The sequence below is a fragment of the Nitrospirillum pindoramense genome (genome assembly GCF_007827955.1).
Classification (GTDB): domain Bacteria; phylum Pseudomonadota; class Alphaproteobacteria; order Azospirillales; family Azospirillaceae; genus Nitrospirillum; species Nitrospirillum amazonense_B.
This window is the reverse complement of the sequence record NZ_VITR01000006.1, coordinates 190,160-204,534: the sequence shown is the minus strand read 5'-3', so window position 1 is coordinate 204,534 and position 14,375 is coordinate 190,160. Positions and strand designations below refer to the sequence as shown.

The following is a 14,375-nucleotide window of genomic DNA, read 5'->3' as shown; positions in this document are numbered from 1 at the left end:
CTACCTCATGGTCGCCGGTCACCGAACTGTCGTCGCAGACGTGGCGGAGGCTGGTAGTCCCACTTTGGAAATGAACGTGATCCTGGAACTCGGCCATGAAGGCTTGAGCACTGGAATTGAAGGGTTTATCCCGCAAATGAGCGATTTTGGAAAAACGCGGGATAAAGAGAAGCCCCACCAACGGCTCAACTCGCGTCCGAATTCGCCAGGATATAGAATGTCCAGACAAGCGGGGGCGTGACTATTCTTAAGATAAAGATTTTACGCCGAGACTATATCGGAAAAGTTCATTTTGCTTCTTGATGGGCAGATCCAGCGCAGGCCTAATGTCGGCAAGCCCTCATGCCCGGTGGCACGCCATGATCGACTGCTTAATGCTCAGCGAAGTATCTGGCCCACGTCTTCGGTCCCAATTTGGAATCGCAACGCGCCAAGCTGACATAATAGGCAGCGGCATATCCTTCGCTAGCATATGGCGAATAGGCATTTATTCGGGGATCTGACCGTTAAACCGGCCCAATCAAGGCCCCTGAAAATGCACGGCCTTGGTTAGGATCAAACTGGCCGGGTCAGGGTTTAATGGCCAAGTATCAGCCATAGCTAACTAACTATATACACCACCTTGAGGTCGCGCGCAATTGTTGCCGATACACGCCTGCGCGTGTGCACGTTGCGTCGTTACTCCATGCCGGAGTAGAAAATTATGGCCAAAGCAAATTATGCCACATACTCGACGGAATGCTGGCTACTTTCTACGGCCATTTCAATAATACTATCCCCAATAATATGACCTGAAACAGGCGTTGCGGCGCCAGATTCTTCCATTCTCGAAATCCCCCACATAAGCGAGGGTATTATGCCTTCGAGCATTTCGTTTACGGGATCTGATCGAGATCTCGGCCCTGGAGCTATTCGACTTTCAGAAACGGATGGCACCCCACCCAAGAACTATCGGACCCGGCAGAGCGGTATTTTCGCGACTAGGAAAGCTGTCGAAGGACAAGCTCGCTGGTATCGCGAAATCGACCGTGACTTCATGTACCTGCTCCAGGCGGACCCCGCCGTCATCAGGTTCAAGTCAAGGGCGCACGTCGCTCACTATGTCGTCAACGGCGAGCCGACCTCCCACGTCGTCGGATTCATCGTTCAGGCGGAGGCCGCCACCTATGCTGTCGACATCATCGACACGAGGCAGAGGCCGAAGGTTCGATATTGCGACATCGAACTCCTGACCACGGCATATGGTCAGTTGGGAATCGACTATCGCTGCCTCGATGATCGGTTCGTCCACCTCGAACCCAGGTTCAAGAACGCGGTCGAACTGAACCGGTGGAAAAACGCGCCCCTAAACCTGGCCAGCGAGCTTTCCATCATCGAGGCCATATCAAACGGCGCCAACACCGTAGGCAAGGTCATCCAGGCCATCGGTGCCACTGAAGTCGCAGGCCTGGCCCACGTCTACGGGCTAGTCCTCAAGGGCAAGCTGCGACTCAGCATGGGGCAGCCCTTATCCGTCAACACGTCAGTTCGCCTCGTCACGGGGAAGAAAACGCTATGACCAGCATTGCCCTGTTCCGCGACCAGTACCTGCGCATCGAGGGACGAATGGTTTCCTTCGAACGCCGTGATGCGAGTCGCAACCTGGTGTTCCAGGATGTCGCCAACAGTTCCCCTTTCGTGGTTCGCGAAGACGAACTGCTGGACCTGATGGCGAAGGGACAAGCGTACCGCGTCGGCGGTGCCGAAGAACGCGCCTTCAAGGAAGGCCGCAAGAGTGACCTGACATCGCTGGCCAAGCTCCAAGTCGATGAAGACCTGAAGGCCCGGACCCTCCGCCGCGTGACCTACGTCCAGGCTTGGGAGAGGAGCGGCTTGGAAACCCGGAAGCGGCAGGAACTCGTCCCTGTCATCGAAGCCACGGCGGCCGTGCTGAACGACCCTCACCCCCCTCAACCGGGCACGCTCCAGAGTTGGATCACCGAATGGCAGAAAAGCGGGCGCGATTTCCAGGCCTTGATGGACCGCATTGCCCAGCGCGGGCGACGCGGCTCGCAGCAGAAGCTCGACGCGCAGAACCTGTTTGACGAAACAGTCGAAGGCCTGTTCCTGAATTCAATGCAGTACGACGTAAGCAACGTCTACAGACAGGTCCGTGACGTATTCACGCGTCGCAATCGGCTGACCGGCGACACATGGGTGCCGAGCTACTCCACCGTCTACCGGAAAATCCAGACCTACGACCGATACGTGGCCACCGCGAACCGGAAAGGTGTCACCGTGGCAGACCGGATTTATCGACCGAAGACCGGACATGTCTCGACTGAGCGCCACCACGAGCGCACTGAACTGGATTTGCTCAAGACGGACCTAATCGTGGTCGACGCGGATGGAAATCCCATCGACCGGCCGGTCGTCATTATCGCCTACGACCACTTCAGCAGGATGCCGATTGGTCGCTACATCGGCTTCGAGCAATCTGTCGCCGCTGCCATCGAATGCATCCGTCACGCGACTTACCCGAAAACGTACGTGAAGGAAAAGTACCCTGACATCAAAGGGGAATGGCCGTGCTGGGGGCTGTCCGAAAATTACTTCGCGGACCTGGGGAGCCAGTTCGTCGCCAATGACTTCTCGGCGATGCTCAAGCTGCTCGGCTGCAACATCACCTTCGCGGCCCGCGAGACGCCCAATGACAAGGCGGCAATCGAACGATTCTTCGGCACCTTCACCCGCAGCCTGGTCCGCTACATCCCGGGCCGAACCTTCGAGGACTTCTATCGGCGGCGGAACGAAGAAGCCACCGAAATGCAGCCCGTCGTTACCCTGGAGGAATTGGACTACCTGGTCCATCGCTGGATTATCGAGGTCTATTCCCAGCAGTTTCACAGCGGAATCAACGACGCGCCTCATCGTCGATGGTCGGAGAGCGTAAGGCGGCATCACATCATTCCGCTGCCCGAACCGGAGGTGCTGAACGCTGCGTTCTGTCTAACAACGCATCGGCGGCTGTTCGATTACGGCGTCAGGATCAACAACCTGATCTACAACGGGCCGGAAATCGCGAGCATTCGCACCAGCCCCGCCTTTAACCCCGGCGGCACAGCGATGTGCAAGATCGACCCCAAAGATCTGGGAACCATCCAGGTCTTTGACCCGGGCAGAGAGTGCTTTGTCACCGTCCAACAGTCACCCAGTTCACGGCGGCTGTTCGATGCGCACGGTGTGACCCTCGTGCAGCAGGTCTTGGCGCTTAAACTCATCAAGGCCCGACCGGAAAAATATAGCGAAGACAACGTGGCAGCAGCTCACGCTGACCTACACCGCTACATCCAAGACAAGCATGTGTCCAAAGACAGAAAGGTTCGACGGCTGAAAGCTGCCTATGGTGCCCCTAAGCACCAAATTCCCAGTTCCATCAATCCGGTGTTAAGCGACCTTTCCATTTCGGACGCGTTGCAGCAACTGCCGGACTCAGTTCTTGCCGATGGCCTCGCCATTCCGGACGAGGACGACAACATCGGCCAGGGCTTCACCGCTTCCGCACCAACACCGGAGGTCACGGACCTACTCCCGTCCCCGACCGAATCCGTCGCATCGGATTTATCGGCCTCGGGGACGAACACATCAGCTTCCAACGCAGCAAGGTTCGCAGAGATGGCCCGCCGGATGGGGGTCACAGGTCGAGGTGGAAACAAGGATGCCTAAAATGGACCGTGAAGAGCGAATTGAACGCTTCAAAAACATCAGCAAAATCGCCATCGACCTGCCCCATCTGGCTCGCATTAAGCAGCGGATCCGGGATGCCATAGACATTGGCTGTTGCGGTAGGGAAGCCCAGTCGATGATGTTGCTGGGACCGACAGGCACCGGCAAGTCTACCCTTCTCAAGGAGATAGCCGACGAGTACCCGCCTGAACAGCGGGACCGCTATCTCTATCACCCGGTCCTATATGTCGGGATTCCTCCTCAGTCGACGCTGAAGGCCTTGGCTATCGCGATCTTGAAAGCGCTGGGCGATGTTTCTTCGAATCGCAGCATGTCTGAGTATACCCACATTGTTATTCAGATGCTGACCAGGGCGGCGCCTAAACTACTCATCCTCGACGAGATCCAGCACATCGTTAGCGCGGGGAACAAGCGAGCTAACGCGTATGCTTCAGGCGACCTCATCAAATCCATCCTGAACGCCGCCGTCTGTCCGATAATTCTCGGAGGTCAACCCGAGGGAGCCGAATTGATACGAGCGAATCCTCAATCACTGCGACGGAATAGATGGGCTGAATACCTTGAGCCCTTCGATTGGTTGAAGCAGGAAGATCGGGATACGTATCAATCCTTCCTCTATATGTATGAAGAACGCATGGGCCTCTCAGCGCCGTCGAACCTGTTCCACGATGACATGGCATTTCGCCTTTGGATCGCATCCAACGGCGCAATTGGCGAAACCACTAAATGGCTCCAAATGGCGGCCGAAATAGCACTGGTTGAACAAGAATCTTCATTGCCCTGCATAAGCAAGGAACTTCTCGCGGAGGCCTTCGACAGGGGACGGCTTGGTGCCAACCGACAAGAGCCGAACCCGTTCCTGTCCGACAAGCATTCGCTGAAGGTGCTGCGCCCGCCCACTACGGAGAAGCTCCGCCTCCCCCGGTTGCGTAAAGGCGATCAGGCGCTGAGGGAACTGCTGTAACCATGTTCAAACTAATTTTTCCACTGGTGCCGTACGCCGATGAAGGGTTCCTGGGTTTCGTCGCCAGGTCCGCTGAAGAGAATTTCAGACCCACCCCATGGGCCGTGCTGAGTTACGTAGCTCCGCGATTGATGGCGGCCCGCGCCTTCATGCTGTCGGATACCGACATGGAGCCCCTTCGCCGCCTCCTGTCGATGACGCCTGCCGAACTGGAACGCATGTCCTACCGCGCAGCCGATACCCGACACGTGCGCCTCCTCGGGCACACGCTGCCGAAGGAACTCGTCTCCCTCATTTGGCGGAAATGCTGCCCGCTGTGCCTGGCTGAAGCCCCTTATCATCGCGCTGTCTGGGACTTCGTGTTCATGGTGGCTTGCCCTCATCACAACGTCATGCTGGTCGACCGGTGTGCCGAGTGCAGGGGACCACTTAACTGGCTGACCAGCAAGTTGACCCACTGCGTGCATTGCGGTGCCGACTACCGCCTCATCGACCCCGAGCCTGCCCCTGACGATATTGAAGGCCTGAAAGCTGTTGTCTCTCTCCTCGAAGGTAAGCCCCCGCCGGAAGGGCTGGCAGGCATGGACGTCGGCTGCCTGCTGAAGACCATCTACATGCTGGGCCAATGCGTCCACGACACCTTGTTGAATGTCGCGGCGGTCAAAATCGGTCGGCATCATCCCGAACGAGTCCTTGCCTACCTGAACATCGGCTGGCAGGCCTGCGCGGACTGGCCCCATTCCTTCTACCGCCATATCGATTGGCTTCGGCAGGGGGCGGCTGATCGTCAGGACCAGCATGAGCGGATGTACCGCGACATCGGCGTTACCGCCAAATGGATCCTGAAACAGGATAAGGACCCGGCGTTTGGGCCCATTACCAGCACCTTCAGCCGGTATATCGCCGGTGATGTCAGGCTGGTAACCAAAGCCAGGGCCGTCGTCCGCGCGCGCAGGGCCAATCCATCACGGTCCTTCTTTCTCCCGCAGGAGGCTATTCGCCTCTTAGGGACCTCAATGCCTCGGCTGATGCGTCTGGCCGAGGAACGGGACATGTTCTTGGTTAGGGGGAAGGGCAAAGGCTACGGCTCCCGGCTCGACCCCCAGAAGCTCCTGGACCTCAAAGCTGAGGTCGAGAAATTCATCGACGGAAAGACAGCCCGGAAGATGTTGGCGGTCAATGACCGGATTCTTGGGCAAATGGAGGATGCCGGTCTTCTCACCGTGGCGTCCGAACCGGTCGCCACCACATTCTTTAAGCACCCGCTTCTCAAGGCGGAAGTTCAGGATCTCCTGGACGCCATCAACCGCTTGGAACTTACGGAGCTGCCGTCGCCGCTGGGCAAAGACATGATCACGACGGCCAACCTCATCAGGCGCATGCCGGTGAGTTATGACGACCGAAACGCCGCGACGGTGTATCGCGCTGTGATCGAGGGCGCATTGCTTCCGGCCGGGAGATTGGCGGGATCTCGGGGATTCGCCAATCTGGTCTTCACCATCGATGCGGTGAAGAAGTTGGCTGTGAAGCTTCGCCAGGACGCTCTGGCCGTTTCCGACATCGCGGCCAAGCTGAACGTTCAGACCAAGTCTGTTCGACTTTGGGTGCAAAACGACATCCTGAAATCCAGGGACAAGGTCGGACGCGTAACCCGCCGTGCTAAGGTCCTGAACAAGGATTTCCGGGACTTTTCTGGAAGGTACGTGCTCGCCAGGGACGTTGCGGCTCAGCGCGGTACGGATGTCAAATCAGTCAACTTGACGCTTCTCGGCAGCGGAGCACGACCGGTTTCCGGTCCGACCGTCGATGGCGGCGAGATGTATCTTTATGAGCGCAGTGATATCGACCGAATCATCGGATAGATAAATACAGGACAGCAGACGAATGGCTCGATGACGGTAAAATCCATGAATTTCGAGAACAGCTGGGCGTCGGGATAGGCAGGCCTACGTCGCCGCACGTGCCACCGGGTACTTCGGCTGCGGTCCACCGAGGGGAGCGATGGCTGGAACGGCTCCTGGAAACCGAAGGTGTCGAGGTGCCGGTGGAATTCATTCTCGAACCGGGGAAACCACGACGGCTGACCGTGGGGCAGAAGCCAAAGGCATGAAAGCCTGGTGACGGTGCCCTCCGTTCAGGGCGGCATTCTTGATTGCGGTGTGTTCACCAGGAGATTTACCATGACCCGTGTTCCAGAAGCCGAGGGTCCCTTCACTGGTCCCAAGATCGTCGCCATCGAGAATCTAACCAGGACCGATTTCCGCCGGGTCAGCGCGCCGGGCATGCGGGCGTTTCTGGCCATCGCCACCAGCTGGGGCCTGACCTTGGGAGAGCGAATCAACGTCCTCGGCAAGCCGGGGAAGTCCACCTATGGCCGATGGGTGTCGAAAGCTCGCTCTGGCGCCGATCTCACGCTGCCCTTGGATGTGCTCCTCAGAATCTCTGCTGTGCTGGGGATCTACCGGTCACTGCGGACTGTCTTTGCGCGAGATGAAGATGGCCTCGAATGGCTCCGGTGTCCTAACACCAGTCCACTTTTTGGGGGACAGCCGCCCTTGGCTCTGGTGATCAACGCCACCCAGGACGGCATCATTCTGGTCCGGCGGCACCTCGACGCCTGGCGTGGTGGGTTGTTCAATATGCCCGTCCATGGCTTCGATGATGTGGTGAAGCCAATTGCCGATGACGGACTGGTATTCCGGTGACCTATGTCTTGGCTTCTCTGGCCTGCCTGTTCCATCGCTCTTGATGGATCTGCCGTGTTCAGCGGCGGTGTTCTCCTGCATTCTGATGCGGTGGGGCGAGCGTGAGGGGCGAGCATGAACAGGCACTTGGTCTTGTGGTCACTGGCAGCGACTATAAGTTTTGTACTCCCCAGATTCGCGGTCGGGCAAACCCCAGGCACAGTGTCAGCGGCGGACACCACGGTTGCTGAATGCCAGCATCGAGGGCCCGATCCAGAAGGGAATTATCCTGGTCTTCGCCCTACTGAGACGTGGTGGTGTCCTTATGGCGAAGCTGAAGCGCGGGCCAAGATCGTGCGCTTCTTTGACACCAAGCATCAAAGCCTGCGCATCGAAGACGTGAAGCGCGACTTCAGGGTATCAGATGCGCAAACCTCCTTCGACGATGCCCGGCAGGCGAACTACTCTATTTTGCTGTCGGGAAACGGCGGTTGGCGGATGTACGTTTGGATTCGAGAGAGCTTCTTTCCGCTGAACAGTGGCCTAGCAAAATTTGTCCCGGGTCGGCACCCCAAGCGTTTGGATGCCTTTGAGAATAGTTCTCGGCGCATTGACATTAGCTTCAAAATTCCGGCCCAGAATGGCCGCACGGAAGCCGATTGCGAACGAATATTCTCATATGTTTCAGCGGCTAAGCAGGCCGGATGGACAAGCCCACCCATACTGTCTCTGCCCACCGATGGTGGCCGGAGGCACCCCTACCTGATCAGTGCGAGTGGTCGACATTTTAGCCTCATCCAACCGTTCGGGCCTGAGTGTCTTGCCCAAATTTCCCTCTGGGAAGACCCTCGGCCCCAGCACTAAATGTTCGGCCATCGTCCACAATGGCTGTGATCGGCGAATAAGCCCCAGTGCCGATTATCGGATTGTGAAGACGTGCCCAGGATGCGGTGGTGTGACACTGCTCCGGCGGACGGGAAGACGAATCCAGCGTTCTATGACAAGGACTGGCCTGAATCCGGCGTTCTATGAAAACGAATCCGGAATTCTATGAAAAGCATACCAGGCCTCCTGCGGCCCTCAGACGCCCAAGATCCGGATTTCTGTGAAAAAGGATGAAGATGAAAGGCGTCCAATAAGGCCCTTTTTATCTGGAATGCCCCCGGGCGGTTCTCTTCGAGCAATCGGGGAGGCCGCCCGGGGGCTTTTTGGGCTTTTATCGCTTCAGCAGGAATTCACGCCCCATCTTGACGCGGGCCACGCCGTCATAGGCGACGATGTCGGCGGTGGCATAGGTCTCACCCCAATGCTCTGGCAGGAAACTGCCGGTTCCCACCACGTCGATCGGGGCTTGAGCATCCGCCATAACCCGGCATTTGGCCGGGCTGAAACCACTGGAGGCCACGATTTTCACGGTGTGGAAGCCAGCTTCGTCCAAATGCTCCCGGACCCAATGCAGGCCCGCGGCGGATACGCCTGCACCGATCAGGTAGCGCAGCTCCGTTTCATCGCGATAACCGCGGATGCTGTCCGGGGCGCGGCGTTCAAGCACGGCATAGCTTTGTGGCGGGTCCAATCCTTCGATGAAGCGTCCGCCGGGCGTATCCAGCCGAACCGATAGTTTGCCGGCGGCCGCCAACTCCGGGAAGCGCCGGCACACCGCCAGCGTGTCACTGACTTCCCGCCCGAAATAGTCCACCAGCACGGTCATGGCTTCGTTGGGGAAGGTTTCGTTGTACAGTTCAGCCGCTTTGACCGTCGAGCCCGCATAACCAATCAGGGCATGCGGCATGGTGCCGAACCCATGGGACTGGCCAAAATAGTGAGCGGTGGCGTCGGTGGCGTTGCCGATGAAACCAATGGCGCCGGCCTTGCGCCGGGCGCGCTCGGAACCGACGCTGGCGGCGTAAGCCATCAGGTCCGCCATCTCGGTACCGGCACAATGGCGGGCATCCATGGCGAGGAAGGCGGATTTGGGCAGGCCCGCACTCATTACGAACGCGTTATGAGCGGCGACGCAGGCTGGACCCAATTTCATTAGGAACAGGGTTTCCAGTTCTGCGAGCTGCGAGAACGGGCCGGTGATCCACATCATGGGTTCGCCGGCGCCGACCCATTGGCCCTCGTGATAGCGAACCTCGATTTCCGGGGTGAAGCCCCGGGCAGCGGCCACCGACCTCAGCCAGTCCAAGGCCAAGTGGGGAGCGAACACCACAGGGCGGCGCATGAAAACGGCATAGGTCACAGCGACGTCGCCGTGGCGCTCCACGATGGTGCGGGTGCGCTTGAAATAGACGTCGGTCCATTGCCCAACGACGCCGGCGGGTGGCCATGGCGTGCCTATTTCCTGTGCCCTCGGGGCATCTACGGGGCCGGCCTGCAAGCGGGCCGTTTCATCCATTTTGTCCGCAGCCACGTGGCTATCCTTCCGTTGTCCTCAGGACATGCGGGTGGATCATAGTCGATGGTCGGTGGGCAAGGGCAAGCGGTGTCGTGAAGCGACGCGCCGAATGGCCTCCCAATCCATCTCATTGGGGCTTTTCAGGGGGCGTTGCCGGCGGCGTTTGGCCATAGGCGCGGGCGTAAGCGCCCAGGGCCGTTTCATGCACGCCTTGCTGGATCTCCCCAATCAGGGCCCGGACGCGGGCGAAGGCGGCGCTCGCGGCCGCCGGGTCGAAGGGCTGTGCCTTCAGTCGCTGCACGGCTTCATGCCGCGCATCCCGCAATTGCTGAAGCTGGATCTGCGCCAAATCCTGGCGGGCGGCGATGGCATCTTTGAGAAAAGGCAGCACCTGCTCCGGGGCGTTCTTCACGAACATGTCATAGGGACCGGGACGCGGATTGGCGTTGGGGTCGGGTCGGTTGACATTGACCCGAGCAACGACGTTGCTGCCGTCCAGGCGTTGACCCAGGACCATGCCCGCGACAAGGAGATTGATCGAAACGGAAATGATCAGCAGGACGATCATTACCTTGGAAAGCGAGCCTCCCGAGGAAGCGCCCAAGTCCGAATGCGCACGCCCCTCGGTCACTGCCCAATCTCCGTGTCGATTTCGGTCATAGCCTTCATATATTCCGTGGTGGCAGAGGCGTGGGTGTCGGCGGATGACAGGGCAATCGGCGAAACGCCGTGAACCCCCAGCACGATGCCCACGGCCGCAGCGGCCAGTCCGGAAGCCAGGGCAGCGGAAATGCCACCACCCCAAAGGCCGACCCCCGTCCCTCGGCCGCCACCTCCGGCGAAGATGGGCATGCGACCCGACCTCCAGCGGGGGCCCCCTATCATAAGCCGTTGGTCAGCCGGGCGCTGTTTTGAAGAGCGCGCTTCAACCGATGCAGTGGGAGATGCAGAGGGAATGGCGAGAATGGAGCGGCGTAATTCCGCGCTGGCTTGATCCAGCGGCATGGCGGTGAGCGCCTGTTCCATCAAGCGCGCCTGGGCCATGACAGTCTGCGCCGCCGATGACCGGGTCAGAAGTGCCACGGCCCGGGGCCGGTCGGCGGCGGGCCATAAGTCGGGATCCGGCCCATGCAGGTCGACCAGTTCCTCAAATTCCGCGATCATCATCATGTCGTCCATTATCGCGGTCCTCCCGTCCGTGAGCGCCGACCGTCCTGGGCATCAGAGGGGGCGAGGGGCGCCAATGTCGCCCTTAAGGCGCGGCGGGCCCGTACCAACAGGGTTTCCAGCGCGCCCACGCTCACCTCCATGGCGGCAGCGGCTTCGGCATTGCTCAGTCCTGCATCATAGCACAGGGAAATGGCTGCCCGCTGCCGCTCCGGCAGATCATCGACCGCGCGTGCCACGAGCCGCCCCAGTTCCGACCGCTCCACCAGGGCGACGGCGTCCAGCGATGGATCAACCGGCTCCGGCACGCTCTCCAATGCGTCATGGGCGGGCCGGCGCTTCCGGTCGAGGCAAAGGTTCATAGTGATTCGGTAAAACCAGGTCGAGAATCGGGCCTCCGCCGGTCGGAAACGTTCGGCATGTTGCCAGAGGCGCAGGAAAGCTTCCTGCGCCACGTCTTCCGCCTCCGCTGCGCCGCCGAGGACACGACGGGCCAATGTGACGGTTCGGTCCAAATGCCGATCTGTCAGCACGCGAAAGGCTTGCGCGTCGCCTTCGGCAACCCGTCCCACCAGGTACTCATCACTGCTGGTGGCCAACCCATGGCCATCGCTTCGCTGCACAGGCTTGCCTTTGCCGCCACTGGTGACAGGCAGCCCTGCCAGCCGCCCCACCCGCTTAGTTAGACCAATCGCGGCCGGTACGCCAGAGAGGTCATAACCACCCGCGCCGGCAGATGAGGCGATTGCGGCAGCTGAATGTGAGTTGGCATACGAAGGCATGGGCAGATGTATCCCTTGCGGTCTTTGGCATGGCCAAGTCGTGTCCATCAGCGTCGACACCAAGAACACCGGAAGGCCAAGCCACCGGAAGGCCGCCGCCAGTGGTGGCCTGAACTTGGGATTGATACGTCCCGTACCGCCGTAACCCTGCGCCGCCTAAGGCGGGACTCAAATGCGCGGGCGGGTGCCACCGACAATTTTGTTGTTACCCGCATAAGTGGTGTGCGCAATTAGTTAATCAATGTGACCAAATATGATATCGTGCTTTCTAAGGCGATTTGCCGGCTGGGGCGCTGCGGCAAGGTGGTGAGCAGCGGGCACAACGTGACTGTGGCTGCGGGCGGACTGTTTTCATGAGCTTGGCGGAGCGGGAACGGAAGACCAAGGGTGTTGTCTTCGGGCGCAGCCTCAACCACCGGCCGGAGCCGGTGGCAGGGGAAAGCGTTTCCTCGCCCTTGCGTCTGACGGACGTGGAATATTTCACCCTGCCGCAGAAATCCTGGCGCGATCAGCTGCGGCTATTCCTGCAAGCCAGCGGGCTCTCGACCATTCCGATGATGACTCGCCTGCGCTGGCAGGCCCATGACATCATCGAATCGCTGCAGGCGTCCCTTCTGGGCAAGGGGCGCGCAAAGCGGGCCGCCATCTCCCACCCCGTGCAGCTCCTGCCGGCGATGGAGTTCCTGATGGGATTGCCGCCGGACCTGGACGTGGAACGCCGCATGATCCAGACTTTGGTCGGCCGGGCGCTCATAGATTATCGCAAACGGATCAGCGAGGAGCGGGAGAAACCTTTCCTGTTCGCGCGCGAAGCATCGAACTATTTTTATGCTGGTTTTAAGGAACAGCAGCTGATTTCAAAAGTGTCTTCGCCAAGTGAGCAATTCTATATCGTTCAACGCATTTATAATAACTACTATTATTTCAGGCTTTTTTATATCTGCTCGATCATGTCGCGAGAACCGGCGGAGGGGGCAAACAAGCTCTTCTCCAAATTCATGCGCTCATCCTTTTTCCTGTCGACGGTGCAGGATGATGGCACCCTGGCGGCGAAGCCGTCCTATCGCTCCCTTCCCCCCAAAGACCACGTCGTCTACTTGGCCAAACGCGATCACGCACTGCAGGCGCGGCTGCGGGAGGACCAGGGCTTGCGTACCGAGCTGCAGTCCGTTCTGCGGTATTTCCGTCCCCTGCGGGGCTAAGCCGTTGCCTGCGCCAGCGGGTTCCGGCCACTATGCCGCCCTGTCCGGTCGTGGGGGTAAGTGACAGATGCATGAACGGGTTGCCGGCTTCGATCTGGCGGTGAACGGGGGAGTGGCCACCCTGACGGTCAACCGGCCGGGCAAGCACAACGCGCTGACGCTGGACATGTGGCTGGCCTTGCCCGAGCTTATGGCCACGGTCGGTGCCGACCCGGAGGTGCGGGTGGTGGTCGTTACCGGCGCTGGGAGTGAGGCATTTTCCGCAGGCGCGGACATTGCCGAGTTCGCTCAGGTTTTCAGCACCCCGGAAGGGACGGCCCGCTTCAATGCGGCGGTACGGTCGGGGAACCTGGCGGTCGAGCGCTGCCCCAAGCCGACCATCGCCATGATCCATGGCTTGTGTGTCGGCGGTGGGTGCGGATTGGCGCTGCATTGCGACCTGCGTTTCGCCGGGTCTGGCTCGCGCTTCGGCATTACCCCGGCCAAGCTGGGCTTAGTTTACCCGCTCGAGGACACGCGGCGGCTGGTGAACCACATCGGGCCGGCGCGGGCGAAGGACCTTTTGTTCAGCGGGCGGTTGATAGGCGCGGCGGAGGCCCTGGCCATCGGCCTGGTGGATCGGGTGGTGGGGGATACGGAACTGGGGGCAGCCGTGAAGGATTACGCCGCCACCCTATGCGGCCTATCGCAATTCTCTATCCAAGCGGCCAAGTGCATCGTGCAGTCCATCCAGGACGCGGCCCAGGACGGGCCCCAAGACGGAGCGGCGGGCGGCCCCGGCGGTGATGCCGAAACCTTCCTGGCCCATGCGGCCCGCAATGCCGACTTCGTCGAGGGGCGCGATGCGTTCCTGGTCAAGCGCCGCCCCAACTTCACCTGGCGAGGGTGGGACGAAGAGCCCTGACGGCGCGGCGGCGCCTGAGGTCACAGGCGGGTGGGTATCAGCGCACCAGGAAGCAGGTGCGCCCCTGGCAGCGGACATAGACCGCCAGATCCTTCCCATTCTGACACGTGATCTTATACACGATGTCGGGGTTGTTACCGACCAGGCGCTGCACCGCCTCCACCTTGTTGGGCTTGCAACTGGCTTCCAGCGCCACCGACTTGGCTTCAGCTTCTGACTCGGCGGCGGTTGCGCCGCTGGTCACACCCATGAACGCACCAGCCAGCAGGCCGATCATCCAGGGTATCCGACGCGGCGTAAGCTGGGACGGGAAGCGCATCTGACATCCATCTCGGAAAGATATCTCGGATCTTATCACTCTTGTTTGGCGAAGGTCACGACGGAGAGCGTGCCCGCGTGGCATGGGCTCGAGCCCTATCTCGGAAGGGGCTACCCAATTACTGCGTCGGTTCATGAGCCGGTGGAGAAATCTGTTCCTTTATTATCAAATGTTACGGGATATACCCATATTGCGTAAGGTAAAAATCATCTGAAATACATACGCC

The 14,375-nt window shown here is 59.8% G+C and carries 12 protein-coding genes; 7 read left to right on the top strand and 5 right to left on the bottom strand.

Annotated elements, in window-relative coordinates:
* The first annotated feature begins 856 nt into the window (after positions 1–856).
* The 5 genes from FBZ90_RS11785 (at position 857) to FBZ90_RS11765 (ending at position 7,395) form a co-directional block, all read left to right on the top strand.
* A complete protein-coding gene (locus tag FBZ90_RS11785) occupies positions 857–1,558 on the top strand; it encodes a hypothetical protein (RefSeq protein ID WP_145732309.1) in 702 nt (233 codons plus the stop codon).
* Entirely contained in the window at positions 1,555–3,705 is a 2,151-nt protein-coding gene (locus FBZ90_RS11780) for a DDE-type integrase/transposase/recombinase (protein WP_145732308.1), read from the top strand. The genes FBZ90_RS11785 and FBZ90_RS11780 overlap by 4 nt, the downstream gene beginning before the upstream one ends.
* A 1-nt stretch (position 3,706) precedes the next feature.
* Entirely contained in the window at positions 3,707–4,690 is a 984-nt protein-coding gene (locus FBZ90_RS11775) for a TniB family NTP-binding protein (protein ID WP_186455756.1), read from the top strand.
* 2 nt (positions 4,691–4,692) lie between these two features.
* Positions 4,693–6,552 carry a TniQ family protein gene (locus FBZ90_RS11770; protein ID WP_145732304.1) on the top strand — a complete coding sequence of 620 codons (1,860 nt, stop codon included), beginning with the start codon at positions 4,693–4,695 and terminating at the stop codon, positions 6,550–6,552.
* 318 nt (positions 6,553–6,870) lie between these two features.
* Positions 6,871–7,395 (top strand): MbcA/ParS/Xre antitoxin family protein, encoded by a 525-nt coding sequence (locus FBZ90_RS11765; RefSeq protein ID WP_145732302.1) that lies wholly within the window; start codon positions 6,871–6,873, stop codon positions 7,393–7,395.
* Positions 7,396–8,590: 1,195 nt separating this feature from the next.
* On the opposite strand, the gene FBZ90_RS11760 is transcribed toward FBZ90_RS11765, so the two are convergent.
* From FBZ90_RS11760 to FBZ90_RS11745, 4 genes are all read right to left on the bottom strand, one after another.
* Positions 8,591–9,775, bottom strand: a complete 1,185-nt coding sequence (locus FBZ90_RS11760; RefSeq protein WP_420872595.1) for a beta/alpha barrel domain-containing protein — start codon at positions 9,773–9,775, stop codon at positions 8,591–8,593.
* Between the two features lie 127 nt (positions 9,776–9,902).
* On the bottom strand, positions 9,903–10,343 hold the full coding sequence (locus FBZ90_RS11755; protein ID WP_145732300.1) for a periplasmic heavy metal sensor: 441 nt from the start codon (positions 10,341–10,343) through the stop codon (positions 9,903–9,905).
* A 59-nt stretch (positions 10,344–10,402) separates the two neighbouring features.
* The gene (locus FBZ90_RS11750) at positions 10,403–10,954 is read right to left on the bottom strand and encodes a hypothetical protein (protein WP_145732298.1); all 552 of its coding nucleotides are present in this window, start codon (positions 10,952–10,954) and stop codon (positions 10,403–10,405) included.
* Positions 10,954–11,724 carry an RNA polymerase sigma factor gene (locus FBZ90_RS11745; protein ID WP_145732296.1) on the bottom strand — a complete coding sequence of 257 codons (771 nt, stop codon included), beginning with the start codon at positions 11,722–11,724 and terminating at the stop codon, positions 10,954–10,956. The genes FBZ90_RS11750 and FBZ90_RS11745 overlap by 1 nt, the downstream gene beginning before the upstream one ends.
* Before the next feature lie 353 nt (positions 11,725–12,077).
* Here FBZ90_RS11745 and FBZ90_RS11740 point away from each other — a divergent pair, with 353 nt between their 5' ends.
* The gene (locus FBZ90_RS11740) at positions 12,078–12,926 is read left to right on the top strand and encodes a hypothetical protein (protein WP_145732294.1); all 849 of its coding nucleotides are present in this window, start codon (positions 12,078–12,080) and stop codon (positions 12,924–12,926) included.
* A gap of 67 nt (positions 12,927–12,993) precedes the next feature.
* Positions 12,994–13,830, top strand: a complete 837-nt coding sequence (locus tag FBZ90_RS11735; RefSeq protein ID WP_145732292.1) for an enoyl-CoA hydratase-related protein — start codon at positions 12,994–12,996, stop codon at positions 13,828–13,830.
* Positions 13,831–13,867: 37 nt separating this feature from the next.
* Here FBZ90_RS11735 and FBZ90_RS11730 read toward each other — a convergent pair whose 3' ends face one another.
* Entirely contained in the window at positions 13,868–14,107 is a 240-nt protein-coding gene (locus FBZ90_RS11730; RefSeq protein ID WP_145732290.1) for a hypothetical protein, read from the bottom strand.
* Positions 14,108–14,375 lie beyond the last annotated feature (268 nt).

Excerpts from the sequence above, each read along its gene's own strand:
- FBZ90_RS11785 (WP_145732309.1), top strand. The coding sequence starts at position 857 with ATGCCTTCGAGCATTTCGTTTACGGGATCTGATCGAGATCTCGGCCCT.
- FBZ90_RS11780 (WP_145732308.1), top strand. The coding sequence starts at position 1,555 with ATGACCAGCATTGCCCTGTTCCGCGACCAGTACCTGCGCATCGAGGGA.
- FBZ90_RS11775 (WP_186455756.1), top strand. The coding sequence starts at position 3,707 with ATGGACCGTGAAGAGCGAATTGAACGCTTCAAAAACATCAGCAAAATC.
- FBZ90_RS11770 (WP_145732304.1), top strand. The coding sequence starts at position 4,693 with ATGTTCAAACTAATTTTTCCACTGGTGCCGTACGCCGATGAAGGGTTC.
- FBZ90_RS11765 (WP_145732302.1), top strand. The coding sequence starts at position 6,871 with ATGACCCGTGTTCCAGAAGCCGAGGGTCCCTTCACTGGTCCCAAGATC.
- FBZ90_RS11760 (WP_420872595.1), bottom strand. The coding sequence starts at position 9,775 with ATGGATGAAACGGCCCGCTTGCAGGCCGGCCCCGTAGATGCCCCGAGG.
- FBZ90_RS11755 (WP_145732300.1), bottom strand. The coding sequence starts at position 10,343 with ATGATCGTCCTGCTGATCATTTCCGTTTCGATCAATCTCCTTGTCGCG.
- FBZ90_RS11750 (WP_145732298.1), bottom strand. The coding sequence starts at position 10,954 with ATGGACGACATGATGATGATCGCGGAATTTGAGGAACTGGTCGACCTG.
- FBZ90_RS11745 (WP_145732296.1), bottom strand. The coding sequence starts at position 11,724 with ATGCCTTCGTATGCCAACTCACATTCAGCTGCCGCAATCGCCTCATCT.
- FBZ90_RS11740 (WP_145732294.1), top strand. The coding sequence starts at position 12,078 with ATGAGCTTGGCGGAGCGGGAACGGAAGACCAAGGGTGTTGTCTTCGGG.
- FBZ90_RS11735 (WP_145732292.1), top strand. The coding sequence starts at position 12,994 with ATGCATGAACGGGTTGCCGGCTTCGATCTGGCGGTGAACGGGGGAGTG.
- FBZ90_RS11730 (WP_145732290.1), bottom strand. The coding sequence starts at position 14,107 with ATGATCGGCCTGCTGGCTGGTGCGTTCATGGGTGTGACCAGCGGCGCA.